At 32.1% G+C, this 20652-nt stretch carries 17 protein-coding genes; 3 read left to right on the top strand and 14 right to left on the bottom strand.

What is annotated here, in order from left to right:
• Positions 1 to 6: 6 nt before the first annotated feature.
• Positions 7 to 627: a superoxide dismutase gene (locus C5F49_RS02080; protein ID WP_179362008.1), complete on the bottom strand. Its 621-nt coding sequence runs from the start codon at positions 625 to 627 to the stop codon at positions 7 to 9.
• Between the two features lie 274 nt (positions 628 to 901).
• Here C5F49_RS02080 and C5F49_RS02075 point away from each other — a divergent pair, with 274 nt between their 5' ends.
• Both C5F49_RS02075 and C5F49_RS02070 read left to right on the top strand, forming a co-directional pair.
• Positions 902 to 1375, top strand: a complete 474-nt coding sequence (locus tag C5F49_RS02075; RefSeq protein WP_179363096.1) for a hypothetical protein — start codon at positions 902 to 904, stop codon at positions 1373 to 1375.
• Between the two features lie 10 nt (positions 1376 to 1385).
• Positions 1386 to 1532 (top strand): DUF6293 family protein, encoded by a 147-nt coding sequence (locus C5F49_RS02070; protein ID WP_179363095.1) that lies wholly within the window; start codon positions 1386 to 1388, stop codon positions 1530 to 1532.
• Here the strand turns inward: C5F49_RS02070 and C5F49_RS02065 are convergent.
• The 9 genes from C5F49_RS02065 to C5F49_RS02025 form a co-directional block, all read right to left on the bottom strand.
• Positions 1529 to 4594, bottom strand: a complete 3066-nt coding sequence (locus C5F49_RS02065) for an ATP-dependent helicase (RefSeq protein WP_179363094.1) — start codon at positions 4592 to 4594, stop codon at positions 1529 to 1531. The genes C5F49_RS02070 and C5F49_RS02065 overlap by 4 nt on opposite strands.
• Before the next feature lie 85 nt (positions 4595 to 4679).
• Positions 4680 to 5507: an MqnA/MqnD/SBP family protein gene (locus C5F49_RS02060; RefSeq protein ID WP_179361990.1), complete on the bottom strand. Its 828-nt coding sequence runs from the start codon at positions 5505 to 5507 to the stop codon at positions 4680 to 4682.
• A 68-nt stretch (positions 5508 to 5575) separates the two neighbouring features.
• The gene (locus tag C5F49_RS02055; protein WP_179363093.1) at positions 5576 to 6886 is read right to left on the bottom strand and encodes a restriction endonuclease subunit S; all 1311 of its coding nucleotides are present in this window, start codon (positions 6884 to 6886) and stop codon (positions 5576 to 5578) included.
• The gene (locus C5F49_RS02050; RefSeq protein ID WP_179363092.1) at positions 6873 to 8357 is read right to left on the bottom strand and encodes a class I SAM-dependent DNA methyltransferase; all 1485 of its coding nucleotides are present in this window, start codon (positions 8355 to 8357) and stop codon (positions 6873 to 6875) included. Before C5F49_RS02050 ends, C5F49_RS02055 begins: the two co-directional genes overlap by 14 nt.
• Positions 8347 to 9720, bottom strand: a complete 1374-nt coding sequence (locus C5F49_RS02045; RefSeq protein WP_179363091.1) for a restriction endonuclease subunit S — start codon at positions 9718 to 9720, stop codon at positions 8347 to 8349. Before C5F49_RS02045 ends, C5F49_RS02050 begins: the two co-directional genes overlap by 11 nt.
• Positions 9717 to 12461: a type I restriction endonuclease subunit R gene (locus tag C5F49_RS02040; RefSeq protein ID WP_179363090.1), complete on the bottom strand. Its 2745-nt coding sequence runs from the start codon at positions 12459 to 12461 to the stop codon at positions 9717 to 9719. Before C5F49_RS02040 ends, C5F49_RS02045 begins: the two co-directional genes overlap by 4 nt.
• Positions 12462 to 12522: 61 nt before the next feature.
• Positions 12523 to 13608 carry a restriction endonuclease subunit S gene (locus C5F49_RS02035; protein WP_179363089.1) on the bottom strand — a complete coding sequence of 362 codons (1086 nt, stop codon included), beginning with the start codon at positions 13606 to 13608 and terminating at the stop codon, positions 12523 to 12525.
• Complete coding sequence (locus tag C5F49_RS02030; RefSeq protein WP_179363088.1) at positions 13605 to 15746, bottom strand: HsdM family class I SAM-dependent methyltransferase; 2142 nt, start codon at positions 15744 to 15746, stop codon at positions 13605 to 13607. The genes C5F49_RS02035 and C5F49_RS02030 overlap by 4 nt, the downstream gene beginning before the upstream one ends.
• Positions 15747 to 15863: 117 nt before the next feature.
• Complete coding sequence (locus C5F49_RS02025) at positions 15864 to 17201, bottom strand: Cdc6/Cdc18 family protein (protein WP_179363087.1); 1338 nt, start codon at positions 17199 to 17201, stop codon at positions 15864 to 15866.
• A 261-nt stretch (positions 17202 to 17462) separates the two neighbouring features.
• Between C5F49_RS02025 and C5F49_RS02020 the strand changes: the two genes are divergently transcribed.
• Positions 17463 to 18050: a tetratricopeptide repeat protein gene (locus C5F49_RS02020; RefSeq protein ID WP_179363086.1), complete on the top strand. Its 588-nt coding sequence runs from the start codon at positions 17463 to 17465 to the stop codon at positions 18048 to 18050.
• A gap of 21 nt (positions 18051 to 18071) precedes the next feature.
• On the opposite strand, the gene C5F49_RS02015 is transcribed toward C5F49_RS02020, so the two are convergent.
• From C5F49_RS02015 to C5F49_RS02000, 4 genes are all read right to left on the bottom strand, one after another.
• The gene (locus C5F49_RS02015; RefSeq protein WP_179363085.1) at positions 18072 to 18338 is read right to left on the bottom strand and encodes a hypothetical protein; all 267 of its coding nucleotides are present in this window, start codon (positions 18336 to 18338) and stop codon (positions 18072 to 18074) included.
• Between the two features lie 24 nt (positions 18339 to 18362).
• Complete coding sequence (locus C5F49_RS02010) at positions 18363 to 18737, bottom strand: hypothetical protein (RefSeq protein WP_179363084.1); 375 nt, start codon at positions 18735 to 18737, stop codon at positions 18363 to 18365.
• A gap of 190 nt (positions 18738 to 18927) precedes the next feature.
• Complete coding sequence (locus tag C5F49_RS02005; protein WP_179363083.1) at positions 18928 to 19287, bottom strand: hypothetical protein; 360 nt, start codon at positions 19285 to 19287, stop codon at positions 18928 to 18930.
• A 53-nt stretch (positions 19288 to 19340) separates the two neighbouring features.
• The gene (locus C5F49_RS02000) at positions 19341 to 20315 is read right to left on the bottom strand and encodes a matrixin family metalloprotease (RefSeq protein ID WP_179363082.1); all 975 of its coding nucleotides are present in this window, start codon (positions 20313 to 20315) and stop codon (positions 19341 to 19343) included.
• Between the last annotated feature and the right edge of the window lie 337 nt (positions 20316 to 20652).

Genomic DNA, 20652 nt, shown 5'->3' with positions numbered 1-20652 from the left:
AATTTATCAAGCAAGTTCTGAAAATCTATTTCCAACATAATCCCAATTAACAACATTCCACCATGCATTAACATAATCAGGTCTTTTGTTTTGATATTTCAAATAATATGCATGTTCCCAAACATCCAAACCAAGTAACGGGAATTTTCCTAGAGTCCAAGGACTAGTTTGATTTTCAGTGGTGATGATTTCAATTTTATGATAAGTTGAATTAAAAACTAACCAACACCAACCACTACCCTGAATATTGATGGCGGTTTCAGAAAAAACTTTTTTGAAATTATCAAAATTATCAAAATAAACATCAATTTGATCCTCCAATTGACCAGTTGGTTTTCCATCACTATTTGGGGTCATGGTTTCCCAAAACAAACGATGATTTTCAAATCCACCACCAAAAAAGTTAATCGCACTTCTTCCAGATTCTGGAATAGATTTTAGATCAGATAGTACAGATGAAATGTATTGCGGATGAGATGCACTTCCTACATCTGCAAGAGATTTGTTCAACCCATCAACATATGCCTGATGATGTTTCTGATGATGAATTTTCATTGTTTCTGTATCAAGAAATGGTTCCAGTTCATCATATCCATAAGGCAATCTTGGAAGTTCGTATTGAACCATAAGTCAATCCAATATAATCCACATATATTTTTGAATTTTTAAATCAGAATACTCATTTCCTCTTATTTAGAACATCAAATCAATATCACTAGGATTCTCTTGATAAATTATTTATCATTAAAAAATCCAGTTTCAGTGTTTTTTGACTAATATCATGCCTGACATGAAATACAATTAAAAAAATATTATCCAAGGTTCAGGTCTAGCTGGACTTACACGCATTATGGGCATAGTTAAGATCCTTTTTAGAGTATTAAAAAAATAGATTATAGATTTGACAAATGTAAATCCTGAAACAAAACATCATGAAGAAGAGATTGAAAAATTTCTAACAAAATTGGGATTTACACAAATATTATCTAATGAAATAATTTTAGATAAAGAAATGCAGATAGGGGAAATTGATTCTCTTTTTGAATACAAAGATTATCTATTCATAATTGAGGTAAGTACAAAGAAAAAGCTAGATAATCAGAAAAAGAATTTCTTTTTTTCTAAATGGTCAGATGGCTACAACCTTAGAAAACTCAGAAAGCAATGCAATCTTACCGTAAAGAAAACTTTCAGAGTTTATTTTGATAGAGTTACAAATACACCTGAAAATCATGCAGGATTAGATCATATTACATTAAGACGAAAAGGAAACAAAGTTATCTATGCTGAAAAGTATGAAGAAATTAAGAAAGACTTGAAGAAAAGTGTACCATTAGCACGAAGATATTTTCTAAAGTTGATAGAAACATCATAGACAAATACACTTGCGAGCCAAATTTGCAAGTCTTGGTAAAAATATTATACAGCCATTACGAGACCAATGGATGTTTATCGATGTTGAGAAGATTGGAAGAAATAGATGGATAACAATTGCTCAAGAAGGAATAGATGCATCAGAATTTCTAACCTAGGATGTGGTTGCCTTGAAATCACAAATATCATTGTAATTACAATTCCTACATGGTTGGCCAGGTGTAGCATCAAACTCTTCATTTAGAATTGACTTCGTATTTTCTTCTAATTGTTTTTTGACTTGTGTAACTTTGGATTGTTCCACATCATATGGAATTACTTTTTGATTTCGAATATAGTATAGAGATGTTCTCTCAGGTAATTCATTGTATAATTTCTCAACTCCTAACGAATACAGATTCATTTGAAGATCTTCAGAAATATTTTTCATTATTCCGCTTGGAATGCTCTTGCCTGTCTTAAAATCAACAATATGGTATTTTCCTTCAGGAGTTTTCTCTATTCTGTCAATGTTTCCAGTTACCTTAACTCCCTCAAACTCTAGTTGGAATTCTTTTTCCACATCAACTACGGTATTTGGATTTGATTCTAACCATGAAATGTATGTCTGGAGCATATTTTCTACTAGTTGACGGTCTTCAGCCTCCTTTTTCTTTGGCTTTTTCAGATATGAATTCGAATTCCAGGTTTTCTCAAGCGTGTTTAGTGCCTCCTCATAAGTTGGTGTTCTGCCTTGTTTTTCAATTCCTGCAAGGATTTCAACTACCTTGTGAAATGCATTACCCATGTACTGTGCAGTTCCTTTAGACGTAGGTACACGTAGAATATGTGAGAATTTGTATTCCAATGGACATTCTTGATACACTGAGAACTTTGATTTTGATAATTGTAATTTTTCTTTGTTAATCAAAGGAATTTTGTTTTCAAACAACTGATTTTCAAGTTCTATATTGTCTTCTGATTGTAAAATAGACTCAAATGAAAAGCCATCAAGTGTTTTGTTTTTCTCAAAGTAATCTATTTTTGCAAGATCAATTATTCTATTAATTGCACTTTGAAATTGCATCTGATTAAGATGTGTAATTGCCTGTCCAGCATATTCGTTTTTCAAAATACCAAGCCGTTCTTGTTCTTGAAGCATCGACTCTTGTGTTTTACCATTAAATTCGACAAGTTCGATTAAATTATTTTCTTCATATTTTAGTTCCTCTAAGAATTGAGATGGTTTGTTTGGTCTTTTGTTGCGGGTATATTTAATTGGAAATATCATGAATAGTTGGTTGCTGGCTCTAGTCATTGCAACGTATAACAATCTTCTTTCTTCTTTGATATAACTTTCTTTACCAGTATCATGTATCATCAGTCCTTTTGATAGTTCATCAGGAACATAGAATGTTTTTGGGTTATACTTTAGCGGCATCTTTCTTTGTGCAACATCAACTACAAACACAAATGGAAATTCCTTTCCTTTACTTTGGTGAATTGTCGATACCTGTACAGTATTATCAGATTCCAGCCCCTCTTCAGTTTCAATATCAAATTTATCTAAAGATTCTAAATATCCTAAGAAATCATTAATTGTCTCATCAGGATTTAAATTTTCAAACTGTTGTGCAATTTTAAATATTTCTTTAAGGACTGATTGTTGGTTTCTACTCTCCAGAGTATCATCTCTTGTTAAATTCTTGTACAAATCAGTCTCTTTCATCATTACTTGGAGAATTGATTCGCTAACACTCTGCATAGTTTCTAGTTTAGTTATTCTTGAGAATAATTCAGATAGTTCCCGAAGTTCTGATTTCTGCGTAATTCCTGCAATCTCATCATTTAGAGAATCATAGACAAAATCATTGTCAGTGTCGGATTTTCTTGCCTTTCTTGATGATTCATACATGATTTTTGAGATATTTTGCTCTGAAATCCCATGCAATCTCAAAACTCGGTAGATGTGCCTTCCTGAAGTAGTTGGATTTGCCATAATTTTCAGGTAGGATAGCATATTCTTGCCTGTGGAGGAAGTGAAAATTTTGGTATCTCCAACATAATTTGCAGGAATGTTAAAAGCATTCAAGGATTGTGCAAATTTCTTACCGTCTGCTCTTTTTCTAGATAATACTGCAAAGTCTTTGAAAGAATACTCAGGACTTGCATTTAGAATTTCTTTGATTTGATTCACAACATATTCTACCTCACCCATTTCATTGTTACAACGAACTACGATTGTTTTTGATTGGTCATCCTTGTTTGAGAATAATTTTTTTGGCTCTCTGCCAATGACTGGTTCTAGTAATTTTCCTGCGAGTTCAACTAGATTTTTTGGGCTACGATAATTTTCAGGAAGAATTACTTCAGTTGCTTTAGGATATGCCTCTTTGAAATGCTGGAAAATTCTATCATATGCACCTTGGAATTTGTAAATACTTTGATCTGAATCTCCCACCACTGTAAGATTTCCTTCTGGTGTGAGTTGTCTCACAAGTTGGAATTGTGCAAAGTTATTATCCTGAAATTCATCAACTAGAACGTATTTGAATTTATTTTGATAATTTTTTAACATGTTTGGCTTTTCTTGTAGTTTTTCATTAGTTAGTACGATCATGTCATCAAAATCAATAAGTTTAGCACTCCTCAAGAATTCTACATGTTTAACATAGACTTTGTACATGTCATCAAGTTTGTACAGGTAATCTCTTTCTTCAGGGTGGATGTCTTCTTGACTTAGTTTTTTATCTAGATATGCTCTTAGTTCTTCTGCATCAACTAGTTCATCTTTGAATGTACTGATACCATCAATTAGTGATTCAATTACTTCTGCAGCATTATTTCCAATTTCAATATGTTCAAATTTAAAATCATCAATGTTTTTCAGACCCCATACTAACAAACTTGCTCTGTCAATTACATCTGTAATTCCAATCCCTGTTTCCAGTACATTATCTCCTAGGATATCATGACAAAATGAGTGAAATGTACTGATATGCATTTCTGAAACATCTCCAAAAATTTCCTCCAGTCTGTCTGACATTACCTGTGCTGCCTTTTCAGAAAATGTCAAACATAGAATTTCGGATTTTTTTGCATGGCCGTTTTCTACAAGAAACCTTATTCTTTCAACAATCACGCGTGTTTTTCCACTTCCAGGTCCTGCAGAGACCAAAAGTGGCCCGTCCAGATGTTCTGCTGCCTGTTTTTGTGAAGGATTAAGAATCAAATATCTCATTAAGAAACTAGAAGTTATTAAATTATGAATTATGATTTCACATTTCAAAAATTGTTGTTAAAGATATTTTTGATAGATAAATGCACTACTTACTGGCAATACTAATTTCAAAGTCTGGAACAAGTCCTTTCTCTTTTGCCATTTCAAATAATCTTCTGATGGATTCCTCCCCTGAATCCCCCATGTTTACAGTTACTTTGTTTACATACATTTTTACAAATTTTTCAATTAGACTTTGTTCTTTACCTCTAGCATACTGCATTGCATATTTTATTGCATCATCAAAATGCTCTATTCCGAATTCTATGGATGCCTGAAGATATCTGTCAAACTTTACTATTGTCTCCATGCCTAGGTCTGTTCTCATAACATTGATTCCTAGAGGCACTGGTAGGCCGTTTGTAGTTTTATCCCACCATTCGCCAACATCTAAAATTTTGACATTTCCTTCTTGTTCATATGATAGTTGAGTCTCATGAATTACCAATCCGACATCAACTTTGCCTGACTTTACAGCTTCTGGAATATCGCTGAAGTTCATTTCAACATAATCGAACTTTCCAATCATTAATTGTAGTAACAAAAATGCAGATGTCATTTTTCCAGGGATGGCGATTTTACATTTTTTAATTTCATCAATTGTCATTTGTTTTTTAGCCGTAACAATTGGGCCGTAGTTTATCCCAAAACTTCCACCGCTTCTCAATATTGTATATCCTGGGATAAACGCACATGCATGAACTGAAACTGCAGTTACATCTAGTTCCGGATCTGTTGCTTTACGATTTAATTTCTCAATATCTTCAATAACATGATTTACCTTAAAATCTGGAGATGGAACTTTACCTGTGAACATCCCATAAAACATGAATGCGTCATCTGAATCAGGAGTATGACCTACAGAAATTTCCATATATCATTTCGAGACTGTCGTTATAAAAATTAAAACATGATAATTTTGATTTTATTTCTAATCAAATATCAGGATTTAATTTTTTCTAGTAAAATTTCTACAGATTCATCACCAGGATCTTGTGAGACTAGTTTTCCCTCAAAGGCCTGTTTTAAAATAGAACTTTTAAACGCAGAAATTAATTTAATAGATTGTTCAATTGTATTTTCATTTTTTTCAATTAATGAAATTTCTTCATCAACAATTTCAGTAATTAATTTTTGTTCAATTAAGGGAGCAAGAGGAAGAAACAATTCTTTAATCTTTGATTTTGAAATTTCTTTGAATGTTGTTCCTTTTGCAGTATCTTGAAGCAGTTTACGATTTGCAAATAACCAATATGCAAGGTATCTATTATCAATTATTTTAGAACAAACAAATGATGCAAATCCCTGATTTGTAGTCACATCTGCAGTAGATATTGCAATATTACCTATTGTAGCACGAGATGTCAATAATACAGAATTTTTAGGAATGATTTTGGCAGAACTTTTTTTCAAACCTAGTTCAGTAATTGTTTCTTTTGAGGAATTTACAAATGTGATTTTATCTCGTGGGATTTCAGTGGGAGTTAACCAAGTTATTTTCCCACCAAAATATTCAAGATTTTTTCTTGATGGGGTACCACCACCGACAAGTTCTGCAATATCATCAATTTTTACATATTCCCAAGTATTTGGAATTTTTTTAGAATTTTCTAGAATCTTTTTTGTCAATTTTTCCCATGTAGGATTAATCTGTTTTAATAAAATAGAGATAGATTCAGTTTTTGAATTTCTTTCTCTCCATTTTTTAGTTAATAATCCATTAAATGCAGAATTTAATAAAGATTTACGATTAAACATTAATTGTGATTTTATATCATAAAGAAGTTTGAGTATAGATTCAGTTTTTAAATAAAGTTCTTCAATTTTTTTTACAATTCTTTTTTGTTCATTTAATGGAGGTAAAAGCATTTGAGACTTATACACATCATCACGTCTAAGAGAAGGAACGGCAGTAGAAGTGTTTAGGCGATTTAATTTCATATGTTTTAATAAAAAATAAAGAAACTTTAGATCATACATAGGATATTCACTTAGAAAATATGCAGTATCAATTGCCCAAGAAGGATTTTCTTCATAGTAGATTTCACCAACATTACCCTTACGTCCTATTATCAAAGAAGAGTTAGAAACTAAAGGTTCATCATGGTATCCAATCATCCCACTAGAACCATAAACTGGAATTTTTCCATGACTATTTCTAGTTCTTTTGGTTAATCCTTTGCCATAATGTAATGTCAGGTATTCATCGTATCGGAAACTAGTCCATCCCTCAGGAAGTTTATTTTTTTCCAAGATTATCAATTAATTCATTTATTGAATCAAGTGCAGATTCTAAATTCTCTTTAATTTCATCAGCAATTATTTCAGGTGCAGGTAAATTCTCAATGTCTTCTAGTGAATCATCTTTTAGCCAGAAAATATCCCAGGATACCTTGTCTCTTTTGATGATTTCATCATAAGCATAGGCATGAAATTTGTCAGTTTCCTTTCTTTTTAAGATATTTTTAGAATTATAGCATTTTACAAAGTCATCAAGATGGTCCCTACTCAATGTATTTTCTTTTAGTGTAAAGTGTTGATTTGTTCTAAAATCATAAATCCACATTTTTTCAGTCCATGCTTTACCGTCTGTTCTTGCTGGTTTTTTATCAAAGAATAATACATTAGCTTTAACACCACCCGCATAAAATATTCCAGTAGGTAATCTGAGTAATGTATGACAGTTCATTTGTTCTAACATTTTTCTTCTCACAGTTTCACCTGCCCCTCCCTCAAAGAGAACATTATCAGGAACTACTATACTACACCTACCATTTACTTTGAGAATTGTCTTTACATGTTGTAAGAAATTTAATTGCTTGTTTGATGTAGTTGCCCAAAAGTCATCTCGCTCATAAGATAATGTTTCGCGTTCTGCTTTGCCCGATTCAGAAAATATCATAGTGCTTGATTTTTTTCCAAATGGGGGATTAGTCATTATAATATCAAATCTATCACCAGAATCAGAAATTAACGAGTCAGCTGATGTAATTTGACTTTCTTTATCTCCAATTCCATGCAAGAACATACTCATTGCACACAGTCTTACAACTTCAGTTACAATATCCCAGCCCTTGAATGTTTTTTCTTTAAGAAATTTTTTCTCATCAGGATCTAAATTGTAATTTTCTGTAAGATACTTGTGAGCAGATAAGAAAAATCCACCAGTTCCACATGCAGGATCACCAATTGTCTCTTTTGGTTTTGGGTGTATTATATCAACCATTGCAGAAATTAGGGCTCTAGGTGTAAAGTATTGTCCTGCACCGGACTTTACATCTTCTGCGTTTTTCTCCAGTAGTCCTTCATATATTTCACCTTTAACATCAATGTCCATTCCAGTCCAAAGAATTCTATCTTTGTCTTTAGTATCGCCATCAATTAGTTTGATTAGTCGTTCTAGTTTTGCAGGGTCTTGGATTTTGTTCTGAGATTTTCGAAATATTACGCCTAGTAATCCCTTTTCTTGGGATAAATTTTCTAAAACATGTCGGTAATGTTTTTCTAAATCATCACCGTTTTTGGAGTTTAACGTAGTCCAATCATATTTTTTTGGAATAAATGATTTTTTCTTAAAGGGTGGCTTTGTTTGTTCGTCTGCCATTTTCAAAAATAGTAAATTAGTTAATTGTTGTACATAATCACCATAAGAAACTCCATCATCTCTTAGTACGTTACAAAAATTCCATAGTTTTGCTACAATTGCTGATGCTTCATTTGACATTTTTCTTCTTCCTTGATGCTTTTTGTTTTTGTATTAACTGTTGTTTTTCTTGTTTGATTTTTGCTTCATATTTTTCTTTCTCTTGTTTTATTTTTTGTAGTAAAATTTCTGGATGTTCATCATTTGGATCTTGGGGAATTAGTTTTCCTTCAAATGCTTGTTTTAATATTGTATTTTTTATTAATGGGATTTTTAACAATAATAGATTGATAGAATTTTCAGTGTTGTGAACAAGTAAAAATTCCTCTTCAATTTTTTGGATAATTATTTTTTGTTCTTTTAATGAAGGTACTGGGATTGAAAACGACATTAATTTGGACTTGTTGATAAATGGGATATCAATACCTTGTAGAGAAGATTCTAATTGTTTGATAAACATAGAAAATTGTAAAAAATAAAAAAGAAATTTTGAATTGATATTATCATTTAAAATGAATTTACCTACACGTTGATAAAGAATTGAGGGTACATCACATGGATTGAGCATTCCAACTTTGATTTGTCTATTTATAATTGGGCGATTTAACGCCATGATCACATCTCCTTCTTTTAATTCTAATTCAGGGTATTTTTTTAAATACTCATACGGGAGATATGCAATATCATTCCAAATAATTTTGCCAAAGGAAACATTTGCTATTTGAAATAGTCTAACGCCTTTTGTTGAATATTCACTTTTTTTAAATGCCCTTCCAGATAATAAATCACAAACATCATTTAATTGTAATATTTCATAATCAGAATCAAAATAAAATTTTAAAATTGATTGGTAATGAAATTTTAATTGTTTTTTTGTTTGAATTAAAATTTGTTCAATAGAATCAACTAAAGAAAATAACTCTTCAATTTTATCTATAATTCTTTTTTGTTCATTTAATGAAGGAATTGGAACATCTATGTCTTTTACAATTGCAATGTTTAAATTTACTTGTGTTACTCCCTGTTGATTTTCTTGACGAATTTTTGCTCGAATTTTTTCAAACCAATAGTATGCATAATCAATATTCATATTTTTAGGAATATCTGGGAAAGTTAGAAATCCATCATGAATACAACCATCAACTTTTAAAATTTTTGGAACACATACAGTTCCACTATTTGACAAAATCAAAGAGCCTTTTTTTAATAATCGGCTTTTTTTAGCACCCTCTTCAGTAACTGTATCTTTAGTTTTTGTAAGAAATTTACCTTTTTCTTTACTAATATCTCGAATCATTATCCACGGAATGGTTCCACCAAAATATCTAGGATCTCCTTTAGGTCTTGGAGAACCTCCACGAATTACATCAGTAACATCTTGAATTTTAACCCATATCCAGCCCTTTGGAAGTTCACTAATATTTTCTAAAATAATTTTACTCATGAATTAATCAACACCTCATGTAATTCGTCTAATATTTTTTCATAATCGTCTCCAAATAATTTGTAAAACTTTACTCTACCACCTTTTTGATTAAATGGAACATCATCTAATGCGTCAATTCCAATTGAAACAGAACTTGCAATAGTATCTTTGATCATTACTAGCCATTCTTTTTGCTCTGGTGTGAATGTTCTATCCGAAGACTCTTGTGTTTGCAACCACTTTTCAAACTTCTCAGTAACTAGTTCTGAAAATGGCAAAAGTAAGTCTTGTTTACCTGCAGAATATCTTATAATAGATATCAAATCAGTCAGCATTTTAGCAGGGTTGCTCTTTACCTTTGATTTATCCAGTCTTTGGTAGGCACTCCAGAGCATTTCAGGTGTTAAATTGTATGGGGGTTTCTTTATGGTATTTGCCAAATTTTTGATATCTGCAAAGGTAATCTCCCTCATTCTATATGGTTTGGAATAGATAATGTCAAGTGCAGTAATCTGATCTTTATTTTTCTCTACAAATTCTGTCCAGTTTTCAATTGTTTTATTATCATAACTTTGTACTTTATCTGTAAATCCTGTCTCTAACAGTTCATCAATGGATACATCATCAATGATTTGCTCATTTTTAGATTTTATATCAAGAATTGTTTTACGTAATTTTGCAGAATCAAATACTTTGCATGCCTCATCAATCATTTGCTTTGATACAGTTCTAATTTGTTCATTTGTTGGTTCTTTAGTTTTAAATTGCTCTTTTGCTATTTCCATTTTTTTATCAGCGTTAATTCCATCAAGTAAAGTTCTTTCAATATCAACAAGTGTTTTTCCATCATTTACACTAGCTATCTCATCTTTGTCGTCTTGACTTAATTTTTTGTTTATTCTTGATAAACGATAAATCAAACTTTCAACATCATCTGTATTGGCATTTTTATCAGTTGCCTTGTCCAATAACACCTTAAATGATACATTTGGGTTTTTAGATAGAGAGTGTGTATCCCCCATAGTATGCTCACATACACCAACTGCATCAACTATTACAAAGTGAGTTTTTGATTTTGCATCAGGCGTTACTGCAATCAAATCATCATCTTTAATTGTTCTAGTTCCACGACCTTTCATTTGATCAAAGTAATTTTTGGTTCTTACATCACGCATAAAGATTATACATTCTAGTGGCTTGATGTCAGTTCCAGTTGCAATCATATCTACTGATACGGCAATTCGGGGCATGGGTGAATTTCTAAAACTAGAAATCAATTCTTCAGGCTTTTCTTTAGTGCGGTATGTAATTTTTTTACAAAACTCATTTCCTAAACCAAACTCTTCCTTTACAATTTCTGTAATGTCTTCTGCATGTGAATCATCTTTTGCAAAAATCAGAGTTTTTGGAACATTAGTTCTGTTTGGAAATATTTCAGGTAGTCTTTCTTTGAATGTTCGAATGATTAGCCTTATTCTGTCCTTTGATACTACTGATCTATCTAGTTCATTTTGTGCGTAAATTAGGTCTTGATCTAGCTGTTCTGCCTCTTGTTTACGTGTAAGTCTATCTCGTTTTTCAACAAATTGTCCTGCATCTACAGAACTACCTTCCTCAGTGATTTTTGTACGAATTTTGTATACGTGATATCCTACGTTTACCTCATCTACTACTGCACGCTCATGAGTATACCTCATTACCTGATTGTTATGGAAAAATCCAATCGTATCATTTGAAGGAGTTGCAGTTAATCCTATCAAAAAGGAATCAAAGTAATCAAGCACCTGCTTCCATTTATTGTAAATTGATCTATGACATTCATCAATAACTATGAAATCAAATTCGCCTATCGGAATATTTGCATTATATTTTACATCAACAGGAGTTTCATCTATACCTCCTTCAAATGCTGAAAACTCGTCATTTTCTTCTTCATATTCTTTCTCACCCTTTAGAACGGAGAACATTCTTTGAATTGTAGATATTACAACTTTGGGAACAGGATCTATTGTGTGAGATTGTAATAGTTGCACATTATACAAGTCTGTAAATTTTCTACCATCATCAGGAGTTGTATATTGTTGAAATTCACGTAATGCTTGTCGTCCTAAATTAGATCTATCCACTAAAAATAAAATCTTTTTTGCCTTTGCGAATTTGATCAGTCTATAAATTGCGGTGACTGCTGCGAATGTTTTACCAGAACCTGTTGCCATTTGAATTAGTGCACGTGGTTTGTTTTGTGAAAATGAATCCTCAAGATTTGTAATTGCTTCTGATTGACAATCCCGAAGTTTATCAAAATTTAATTTTGGGATAGCTTTTAGTCTTGCACGTAATGTTGTTTCTTCATTAAGCCATGTTTGCAATAATTCGGGTCTATGAAATGTAAAGACATGACGAGAACGATGATTAGGATCACGTCTATCTGCAAATGTGGTTTCAATTCCAGTTGTTTCATATGAAAATGGTGGTCGCATATCAGTGGAAGTGAATTTTTCATGTAACCCATCAAGATATTTTTCTGATTGTTCGACAACTCCACTAAGTGTATGACCATATTTTTTTGCCTCCACTACCCCTACAGGTTGGGAATCAATGAATAATGCATAATCTGCATTGTCTTTACTTAAAGGATATTCTCTAACTGCCACTCCCAAGGATTCGCTAAGATTTCGATCATCATAATCTTGAATAATCCAGCCTGAATCAGTCAACATTTTGTCAATATCTTGACGTGCTTGGTCTTCAGGATTCATAAGGTAATCATTTCATTTCATGTATTTATTCAGATTGTAAAGTATTTCATTTAATTTTACATTATTCAGATGACAGATGGACAGTAATTGAACAGATGTCGTCTATTTCCTGAATCATCTTATTTTTAATTTCATAAATCTTATTATATTGTTTAGCAAGTTCTTTTTGTTTTTTAATATCAAATTTGCCCGATTTATCAACAGGGATATTTATCGATATAGTTTCTAAATTAGTCGCTCCAAGTTTTTGGGTAAATGTAAATCCAAGTTTTTTTACTTCATTTTCAAGCAAATATTTCATAAATGGCGCATGGATTTTTTTTCCATATCCTCGTTTTAATTTTAAAACTCGATGATCCTCGTTTGTACAAAAAACTCCTTTTCTGACAAAAAACTTCCCCACAGAACCGTTTCTATTCCATGTTAGTGCATCTTTGAAATATTTTACATTTTTTACATCTTTTTTAATATGTCCCAATACTTCAGTTTCAGAATACGAACAACCATAAACAGGGATAGTACCTTTATGAGAATTACAAAGTTCTTTCGTCATTTTAGATTGTGTTTTTTCAAATTCATAAATTTCTGAAATAGTTTTTGAAATTGTCTTACCATCAGTAGGTATTTCTATAGATATTTCATCTAATTCTTTTCTTTCAGATTCTAAGTTTTCTTTCATTTTTTTTAAAAACACATATTTTTTTGATAATTCTTTTTGTTTATCGATATCAAAAGTTCCGTCTTCTTTTTCTGGAATTTCAATTGTAATAGTACCCATATTACCCAAGTTTGCTCGTAAGGTTCTACCAAATCCCAATTCAGATTTTTTTATTTCTAATTGATGTATAAGATATTCAGGAAAAATAGCATCATCAAGAATTTCTATCCTTCCACAATGATCAGTATTTCCAAAAATTTGCTTTGCAGGTATAAAATTCAAATCAAAATAACTGTCTATTCCATACAAGACACTTGGATAATCAAAATTTTTAAGATTTGATTCTTTTAAAAAATATCTTGGTTTGAATACATTTGCACTGTAAATTGGAATATTTCCTTTCTTTTCACGTTCATCTTTATCTGTAACTCTAACACCCTGATCATACCGAAAATATTTTGTGTCTGTAAGTTGAATTATTTTGGTCATGAAAACTTCGCCAATTCCGTCTTGTAATTTTCCATAGATGTAATCAAATCATTAATTTTTTCATTAAATTCAGGCATATCCATGACAACTTCTTCTTTTTCAATTCCCAGAGAAATTTTTTCTTCATTCGTCCACCACCTATCTACAGGCCATTTTCCAAATGGCTCAGAAGAAAATTTTTCAAAGGGTTGAATTTTACATCGTTCAGAATCAGGTTCTTTCATTGTTTTATTATTTTTGAATGAATTAAACAAAGAAACCATTTCATTCAAATCATTCTTCTCAGATTCAGAAAATCTGTTTTTATCTAATGACTCACCTATTTCACTTACTAGATATGTAAATACAGGATCTGTTTGGGGATGGCTTTTCCTATCAGAAGCTTTCTTCCAAGGTTTTTTGGTAATTGCTAAAATGAAAGTTTTCTTAGGAGTATTATAAAATGTACCAACAGGTAATGAGATAATTGCATCAATATAGCATTCATCAGTAATTAATTCACGTATAGAATTATCATTTCGGTAGAGCAATCCATCCGGGATAACAACAAATGCTTTCTTTCCATTTTTGAGACTGTTAATTATCCATTCAATAAACAAACTTTCTATTCCCAAACCACCTGTTTTGTAATATTTTTTTAGTGTGGCATTATGACTAATTGTTTTTTTCAGATTTGAACTACCACTTACAATGTAAGGAGGATTTGTTAAAATTAAATCATATTTTTCATATTCAGATTTTGATAGAGTTCCAAGAGTGGTGTTTGTAATTAATTTAAAAGTAGAATGGAAAAGATTTGCAAATTTAAGATGCATCAAAGTATTTTTCTTTAGTAAATCACTCAGAAAAATTAGCATATTAGATTTAGCAAGAGTGATGATTAATTTTGAATCATCAGATGTTGGCACTCCTCTATCAAATCCAGAAAAGACAAATCTAGGATTTATTTCGTTTCCAGAAATTTCATAATAGAAATCTACACCATCTTTACAAAGTTTCATAGGCTCTAAAATGAAACCACCCACACCACATGCAGGATCACAGATTTGAGAGCCAGAGTCCAATTCTTCAATATTTGACATGTGTATCATCGAATCAATGATATTTCTAGGAGTGAAGTGCTTCCCAGAATTTTTTTGAGTTCCACTTTTTTTCATAAATTCTTCAAATATTTTTGATTTGAACCCAGGATCAATATTTTTAATTTCTCCAAATTTTTTGAATCTTTTTAGAATTGTCATAAAATGTTGTCCATGATCAGAAACATCGCTACTTAGAATGAATCCGTTGATGATAGAAGTATCATCTTCAGTTGAGAGAGGGAACATTTTCTTTAGATGTGGTCGAACATTTTGATGATAATTTTTCAGTGCTGTCAATGTACCTAATTTGAAAATATGATCAAAATTTATTGTGTTACCATTTTCATCATCAATTAAAATTTCTAAATCGCTTAGATGTTTGAAAATTAATAATTCCATGAATGTTGCCAAACATTTCTCAGGAGTCTCACTACTAATCGAATAAAGATCTTGCCATATTTGTCTGGCCAAACTTGTAGGATCTTGAGTCACCGGACTCACAAGTATTGAACTAGTAATACTAATACTTTGTTCAACATGTTCTATATTTTGTACAGATGTCTTGGTTATTGCATCACAATTATCAAGAATAGTTTCATCATTTTTTTGAGATATTGTAAATTCCTTTACAAATGGCTTTTTGTTTTCATCAAAAATTATGGAATATGAACGATCTTTTCCTTTTGAATCAGTGTAATCATTTTCAGAATCAGAATGTTTAGGATTAAACCATATGAATTTAGATCCATCTGTTGCAATACCCATATTTGCATTTAATTCCTGAGCAAGATCATTGCATTGTTCAACTGTATCTTTTTTTAATTTTTTAGTTTTAAATTTTGTAGGGATTTTACGTTCTATAACACAATGAACTTTAATTACATCACCATTTTTTTCTATGATTAATCCATCAGGTTTTCGTTCAGAATAATCACCATAATCTTTGTTAGGAATAGCTTTTGCAGATACTAGTTGATTTAATGTAGTACTCCCAATATCCCAATATTCATATTTACCAATCTTTACCACTCTATTATTCTGTAATTCTTCACTCACAATAATTTTATTTTTTCTAATGTCTTAATTGTTACGAATTTAATGAAAAAACTAAATTATTCACTCATTATTCAACAGAGATTTTTGAAAGTGTATAGTACCCCCATCCTAGACATCCTAAAACTGTCCCAACAATTCCTGATATTTCTTAATGCCTTCAAATCTATCAAATTTCAGTCGGGGGTCCCGATTGTACTTGACATCTGGATCATGATTAACAGAATAGTATTCATTCTTCATTTGTTCCCATAAGACAAATTTTTCAGGAAAATATTTTCCTATAATATCTGCAGGGAATTTCAGACGATACATTTTGCCTGATCCATATCTACCCAATGTCTTTGTAGATGATTCTAAAATTCCTGCCTGAGCCAATTCGTTTAGTAAGTCAGATACACGACGATAGCCCAGATTTTTTTTGTCTTCAGGTAGAACATTAGAATACACTTTCTCTATTGCCGAGGTATAGTGCCACTGTTTACCAGATACAAAGGTACTCTGACCAATTACATAGCAGATTACTTTCATGTGATATGGTGCAGTTTTTAGGAATTGTAAAACAAAATCAGAGTCCAATAAATCATTGGCTTGGGCAACATGGTCTTTTGATATGGGTTGATTTTCCTTTATTGCCAGTTTTGCTGCAGAATGGAGTAAATCAATGGCCCGCCTTGCATCGCCATGAATAGACGAGCTAAGATGAGCACATTGTTGTAAAATAGGCAGATCTACTTTTTCATGAAGTGCTTTATCAGAAATTTCTTTTAAAATATCAACAATTTCATCTTTAGAATACGGATCAAATAAGATATGATTATTCCCAATTCTTGATTTTACTCTATCATCAAGATTGTATTGATCAAAGAGATTGTTCGATATGGTAATAATTGAGACCAGATAATTTTGTTTTTTTAGATCCTCAATTATCGTGAGCAATTTGTAGAAAAAGTCTGACGGATTACCTCGTTTGTCATTTAAAATGGAATCTGCCTCGTCTAAAAGTATGAAGAGAGTGTTTTTCTTTTCATGTTCTAGTTTCTGTACAATTGCAGATTCAACATTCTCTATTGCCTTGTTTAGTCCGTTAGAATTCGTAATAGTTTTGCCTTGTAATTCCTCTAAAATCAGATTTGATGCTCCAAAAATTGTCTTGCTTTTCCTCAAATTCACTATACATGTAGATATGTCAGGAAGGTTATCCAGTACAAATTTTACCAGTGTGGATTTTCCAGAACCGCTTCTTCCATATACTGACACGAGTGGCGGGACAAAATTCTTTTTGTATCCTACTATCATGCCAAGAAGTTCTTGAATTTTATCCTCTCTTCCTAAAATTTTCTTTGGGGCAGAAAGAGTATCAAAATAAGACTGATCTTTAAATGCAGTCATCCGATCAATTTCTTTTTTTAATAATTTCTGGAATTTTCGTTTGTGCATTTGTTCTACTAGAAACACAAAACAATTTCAAAATAGCGAATAAAAAAAATTGGCACAAAAATTGCTTTGTAGAATTGCAAACACTGAAATTACCCCAATGTTATTTTGCAAAAAAACAAGTTGGATAATAACCAAAAACAAGTTGGATAATAACCAAAAACAAGTTGGATAATAACCAAAAACAAGATTATAACAATAATGATTCCAGTTTAGAATCTAATTGATTGCACATACTCAAATTCAATCATTTATACAATTACCAGAACAAATCTCACCCTCTTGAGTGCAAAACGTGATTATTATGAAGTTCTAGGCGTCACAAAATCATCAACTAATCAAGAAGTAAAAGCACAGTATAGAAAATTAGCATTAAAGTTTCATCCAGACAGAAACCAGTACAAAGATTCTGAAGAGCATTTCAAAGAAATCTCTGAAGCATATTCTGTTATCTCAAATCCAGAAAAGAAACTAGTCTATGACAGATACGGACATGCAGGAGTAAACCAAAGATACACCAGTGAAGATATTTTTCGCAGTAACGGTGCAGGATTTGATCCTAATGATGTATGGGGATGGCGCAACAAAGGTGGTACTTTGTATTCTCAGGGCAGATACGATGAGGCAATAGAATGCTATGACAAAGCAATAGAGGTTGATCCTAACAGTACAGTAGTATGGTACAACAAAGGATTGGCACTAAATTCATTGGGCAAATACAAAGAAGCTATAGCATGTTACGACAAAGTAATAGAAATTGATCCACAAGATGCTGATGCGTGGAACAACAAAGGATTAGCGTTAACTGCACTTGGTAAAACTGAAGAGGCAAAGAGATGCTATGAGAAATCTATAGAGTTAGACGTATAACAAAATCGTATAATCTAAATTTTAAAAAATGTAAACAAACCCGGAATAATCCCCACTGCCTTTGTCCCCCTTCATTCCTTTGGCAAGAAAATACTCTTCAATCTCTAGTCCGTCTTTCTCACCAACAGACCAGTCCTTCCAGTACTGGACATTTTTACCGTCATTTGCATGCTTGTCTTTTTTTGTTTTGGGTTTGTCAGTAATGCCTATAGTACATCCAGTGTAATCAGAATTTTTTGATTTACTTACTCTGTATTCTATTTCAGAGATAATGTCTGACTTGTTCATACAAACAACAGATGTATCTCTTACTTAGTTTTTGCCAAAGTATGCCTTGACATGTGGTCTGAACAAATAATACAAAATCACCACATCAATTATCAAACCAATGATGTTGAAGGATGGTAAATCAAAGATTAAACTGATTATTGTCAAAATCAAAGTAATAGTCCATGCCCACGGTTTCCCCTTTAGCAATCCCCATGCCATAACAAATGATATTGCACCAAGTGCTACCATGATGCCACCAATTGCAGCCATCGCACCTGCTCCAATATCCATCATTCCCATTCCGGAAACTCCCCACAGCACACTAAGTGAAATGCCAAAACCAATTGCAAGTGCACCTGAAATTATCTCAAGTATTGCAAGAATTGTAACACCAGTTGGTCTTACTGCAGTTGACATGTCATTTACAGAAAATACTTTGTAATAAATAGTTCATAAAATCATAAGTTAGATCTAGTCTTTATCGTCTGGATTAATCTCATCATCTTCAATGGTTTGATTTTTTTTCTTTTTCAAAAATGCAAATTTGAATGCAAACACCATTGTCTGATAACTGAGACTTTAATTGACTTAAGCGTATTGGATGGAGTTATTTCCCAAATCCAAATCTAGTGAATAGGCTTTTCTTCTCAGAAATACCAGAATCCTCAGGATTTTGAAACATTTCAATAAATTCATCATAGTCTTTTGGAGGCGTCCCTCTATCCATTACACTCATAGATTTTGGAGTAAGTGAGGCTACTCTTTGATTAATGGTATCTTCAATAAAATCAGATTCGGCATATTTCAAACTAGCTAGATACATCACATCAACTTTGACATCTTTGTAATCCCTATGGATAATTCGACATAGTTCGTTGAGATACATGGGTTTTTCTTTGTTAGAGTGTAGTGTTTGAATTATTTCAAATAGATTGATTCCAATAATTTTAGGATGATTTACAGTCAATGAATGATGTTGTAATTTTGTCAATATAGGAATATTGGAGTTTAGAGTCGAGTCTAGTCTACTAAGATTATTCCTTGCTGAATCAAGTACTGTATCCCGAGAACAAATGTCTCATCATTAATCTCACCTGCTGCCCACCATCTGGCATTGTCCTTAATCCATGATGGAATCCCTGTACTATCATGAATGGTTTCAGTTGCAGGAATGACTAGAATATCCTGTGTTATCAAATATTTTATCCCTACAACAAATGTCTCATCATTAATCTCACCAGTAGACCACCACAATGCATTGCTTCGAATCCAATCAGGAATGGGTTGTATAACATCTGGAGTTAACTCTATAATTTCAGGTTCTGATACTGGTTCTTGAGAATAAAATCCATTAGGATACATCTCAATGACATTTTTTACATCTCCAGTGGTAATTTTTCCCTTGTAGCTGATCAACTCAAAAGTTGGATGCATCAGTGATGTGTTGATATCAACGTGGGGCAACCCAAGTGCATGTCCGAACTCGTGGCGAAATATTGAACCAAACTCTACAGTAGTGGCAAGATCAATTGGGTCTCTACAAATCCCATAGTAGATGTACTGAGAGTCTCTACCAGTCTCACAAGAGTAGGGAGTAAAATAATACATGTTAATTATTCCAATGCCTCCAGCATTTTGAAAAGTTCCCAGAGTTAGCTTTTTGTTTTCATTTTCTGGTTTGTCTTTAAACTTTACAATGACATCACACTTTATAGAATCAGAATAATTCACCACATCAATATCCCATTTCCAATTTTCTGCCCTTGGGAATGTGGACTGTTCCTTTAGCATGTTTTGCCATTCAGTAATTCCTGCCTTGATCTCTTTGATGTAGAGTTCCTTTTTTGTTTTAGATAAACTGGAATCGGCTGGAAACTCCTCAAGACATACTTGAGGTGCTGCAGCATATGCTGGAATTAAATAAAGTGCAAACAATACCACAACTCCAATTATTACTAGAGGAAATTTACTTGAAGATACACCACTGAACTTCATAAATTTTTTGAAATAATTATAGACTTAAGCCTATTGGAGTTTAGATATTTTTCTAAAATGTAAATGTGGACTTGACAGGTAAGTAGTACCCATCTAGCCCACAAACAACAATACTGCTAAAGAGATAAAAATCAATGTAGGAATTTAGAATCTAGTCATCAAACTCGTAAAAGACCCAGGACAAACCGCGCATCTCTTCCCATGAATTCTCTTCCATGAAATACAATATACAAAATAACAATAAAACAAAACGAAGCATTACTACGAAAGATCTTTAAAGTAAAAACCAAACTTTCATCATGCTAGATTTCAGAAAGTATCTAAACTGTCCAGATTG

Source organism: Nitrosopumilus oxyclinae, assembly GCF_013407165.1.
In the GTDB taxonomy this organism is placed as follows: domain Archaea; phylum Thermoproteota; class Nitrososphaeria; order Nitrososphaerales; family Nitrosopumilaceae; genus Nitrosopumilus; species Nitrosopumilus oxyclinae.
The sequence above is the reverse complement of the archived record's forward strand: the minus strand, read 5'-3'. Positions and strand labels throughout refer to the sequence as shown.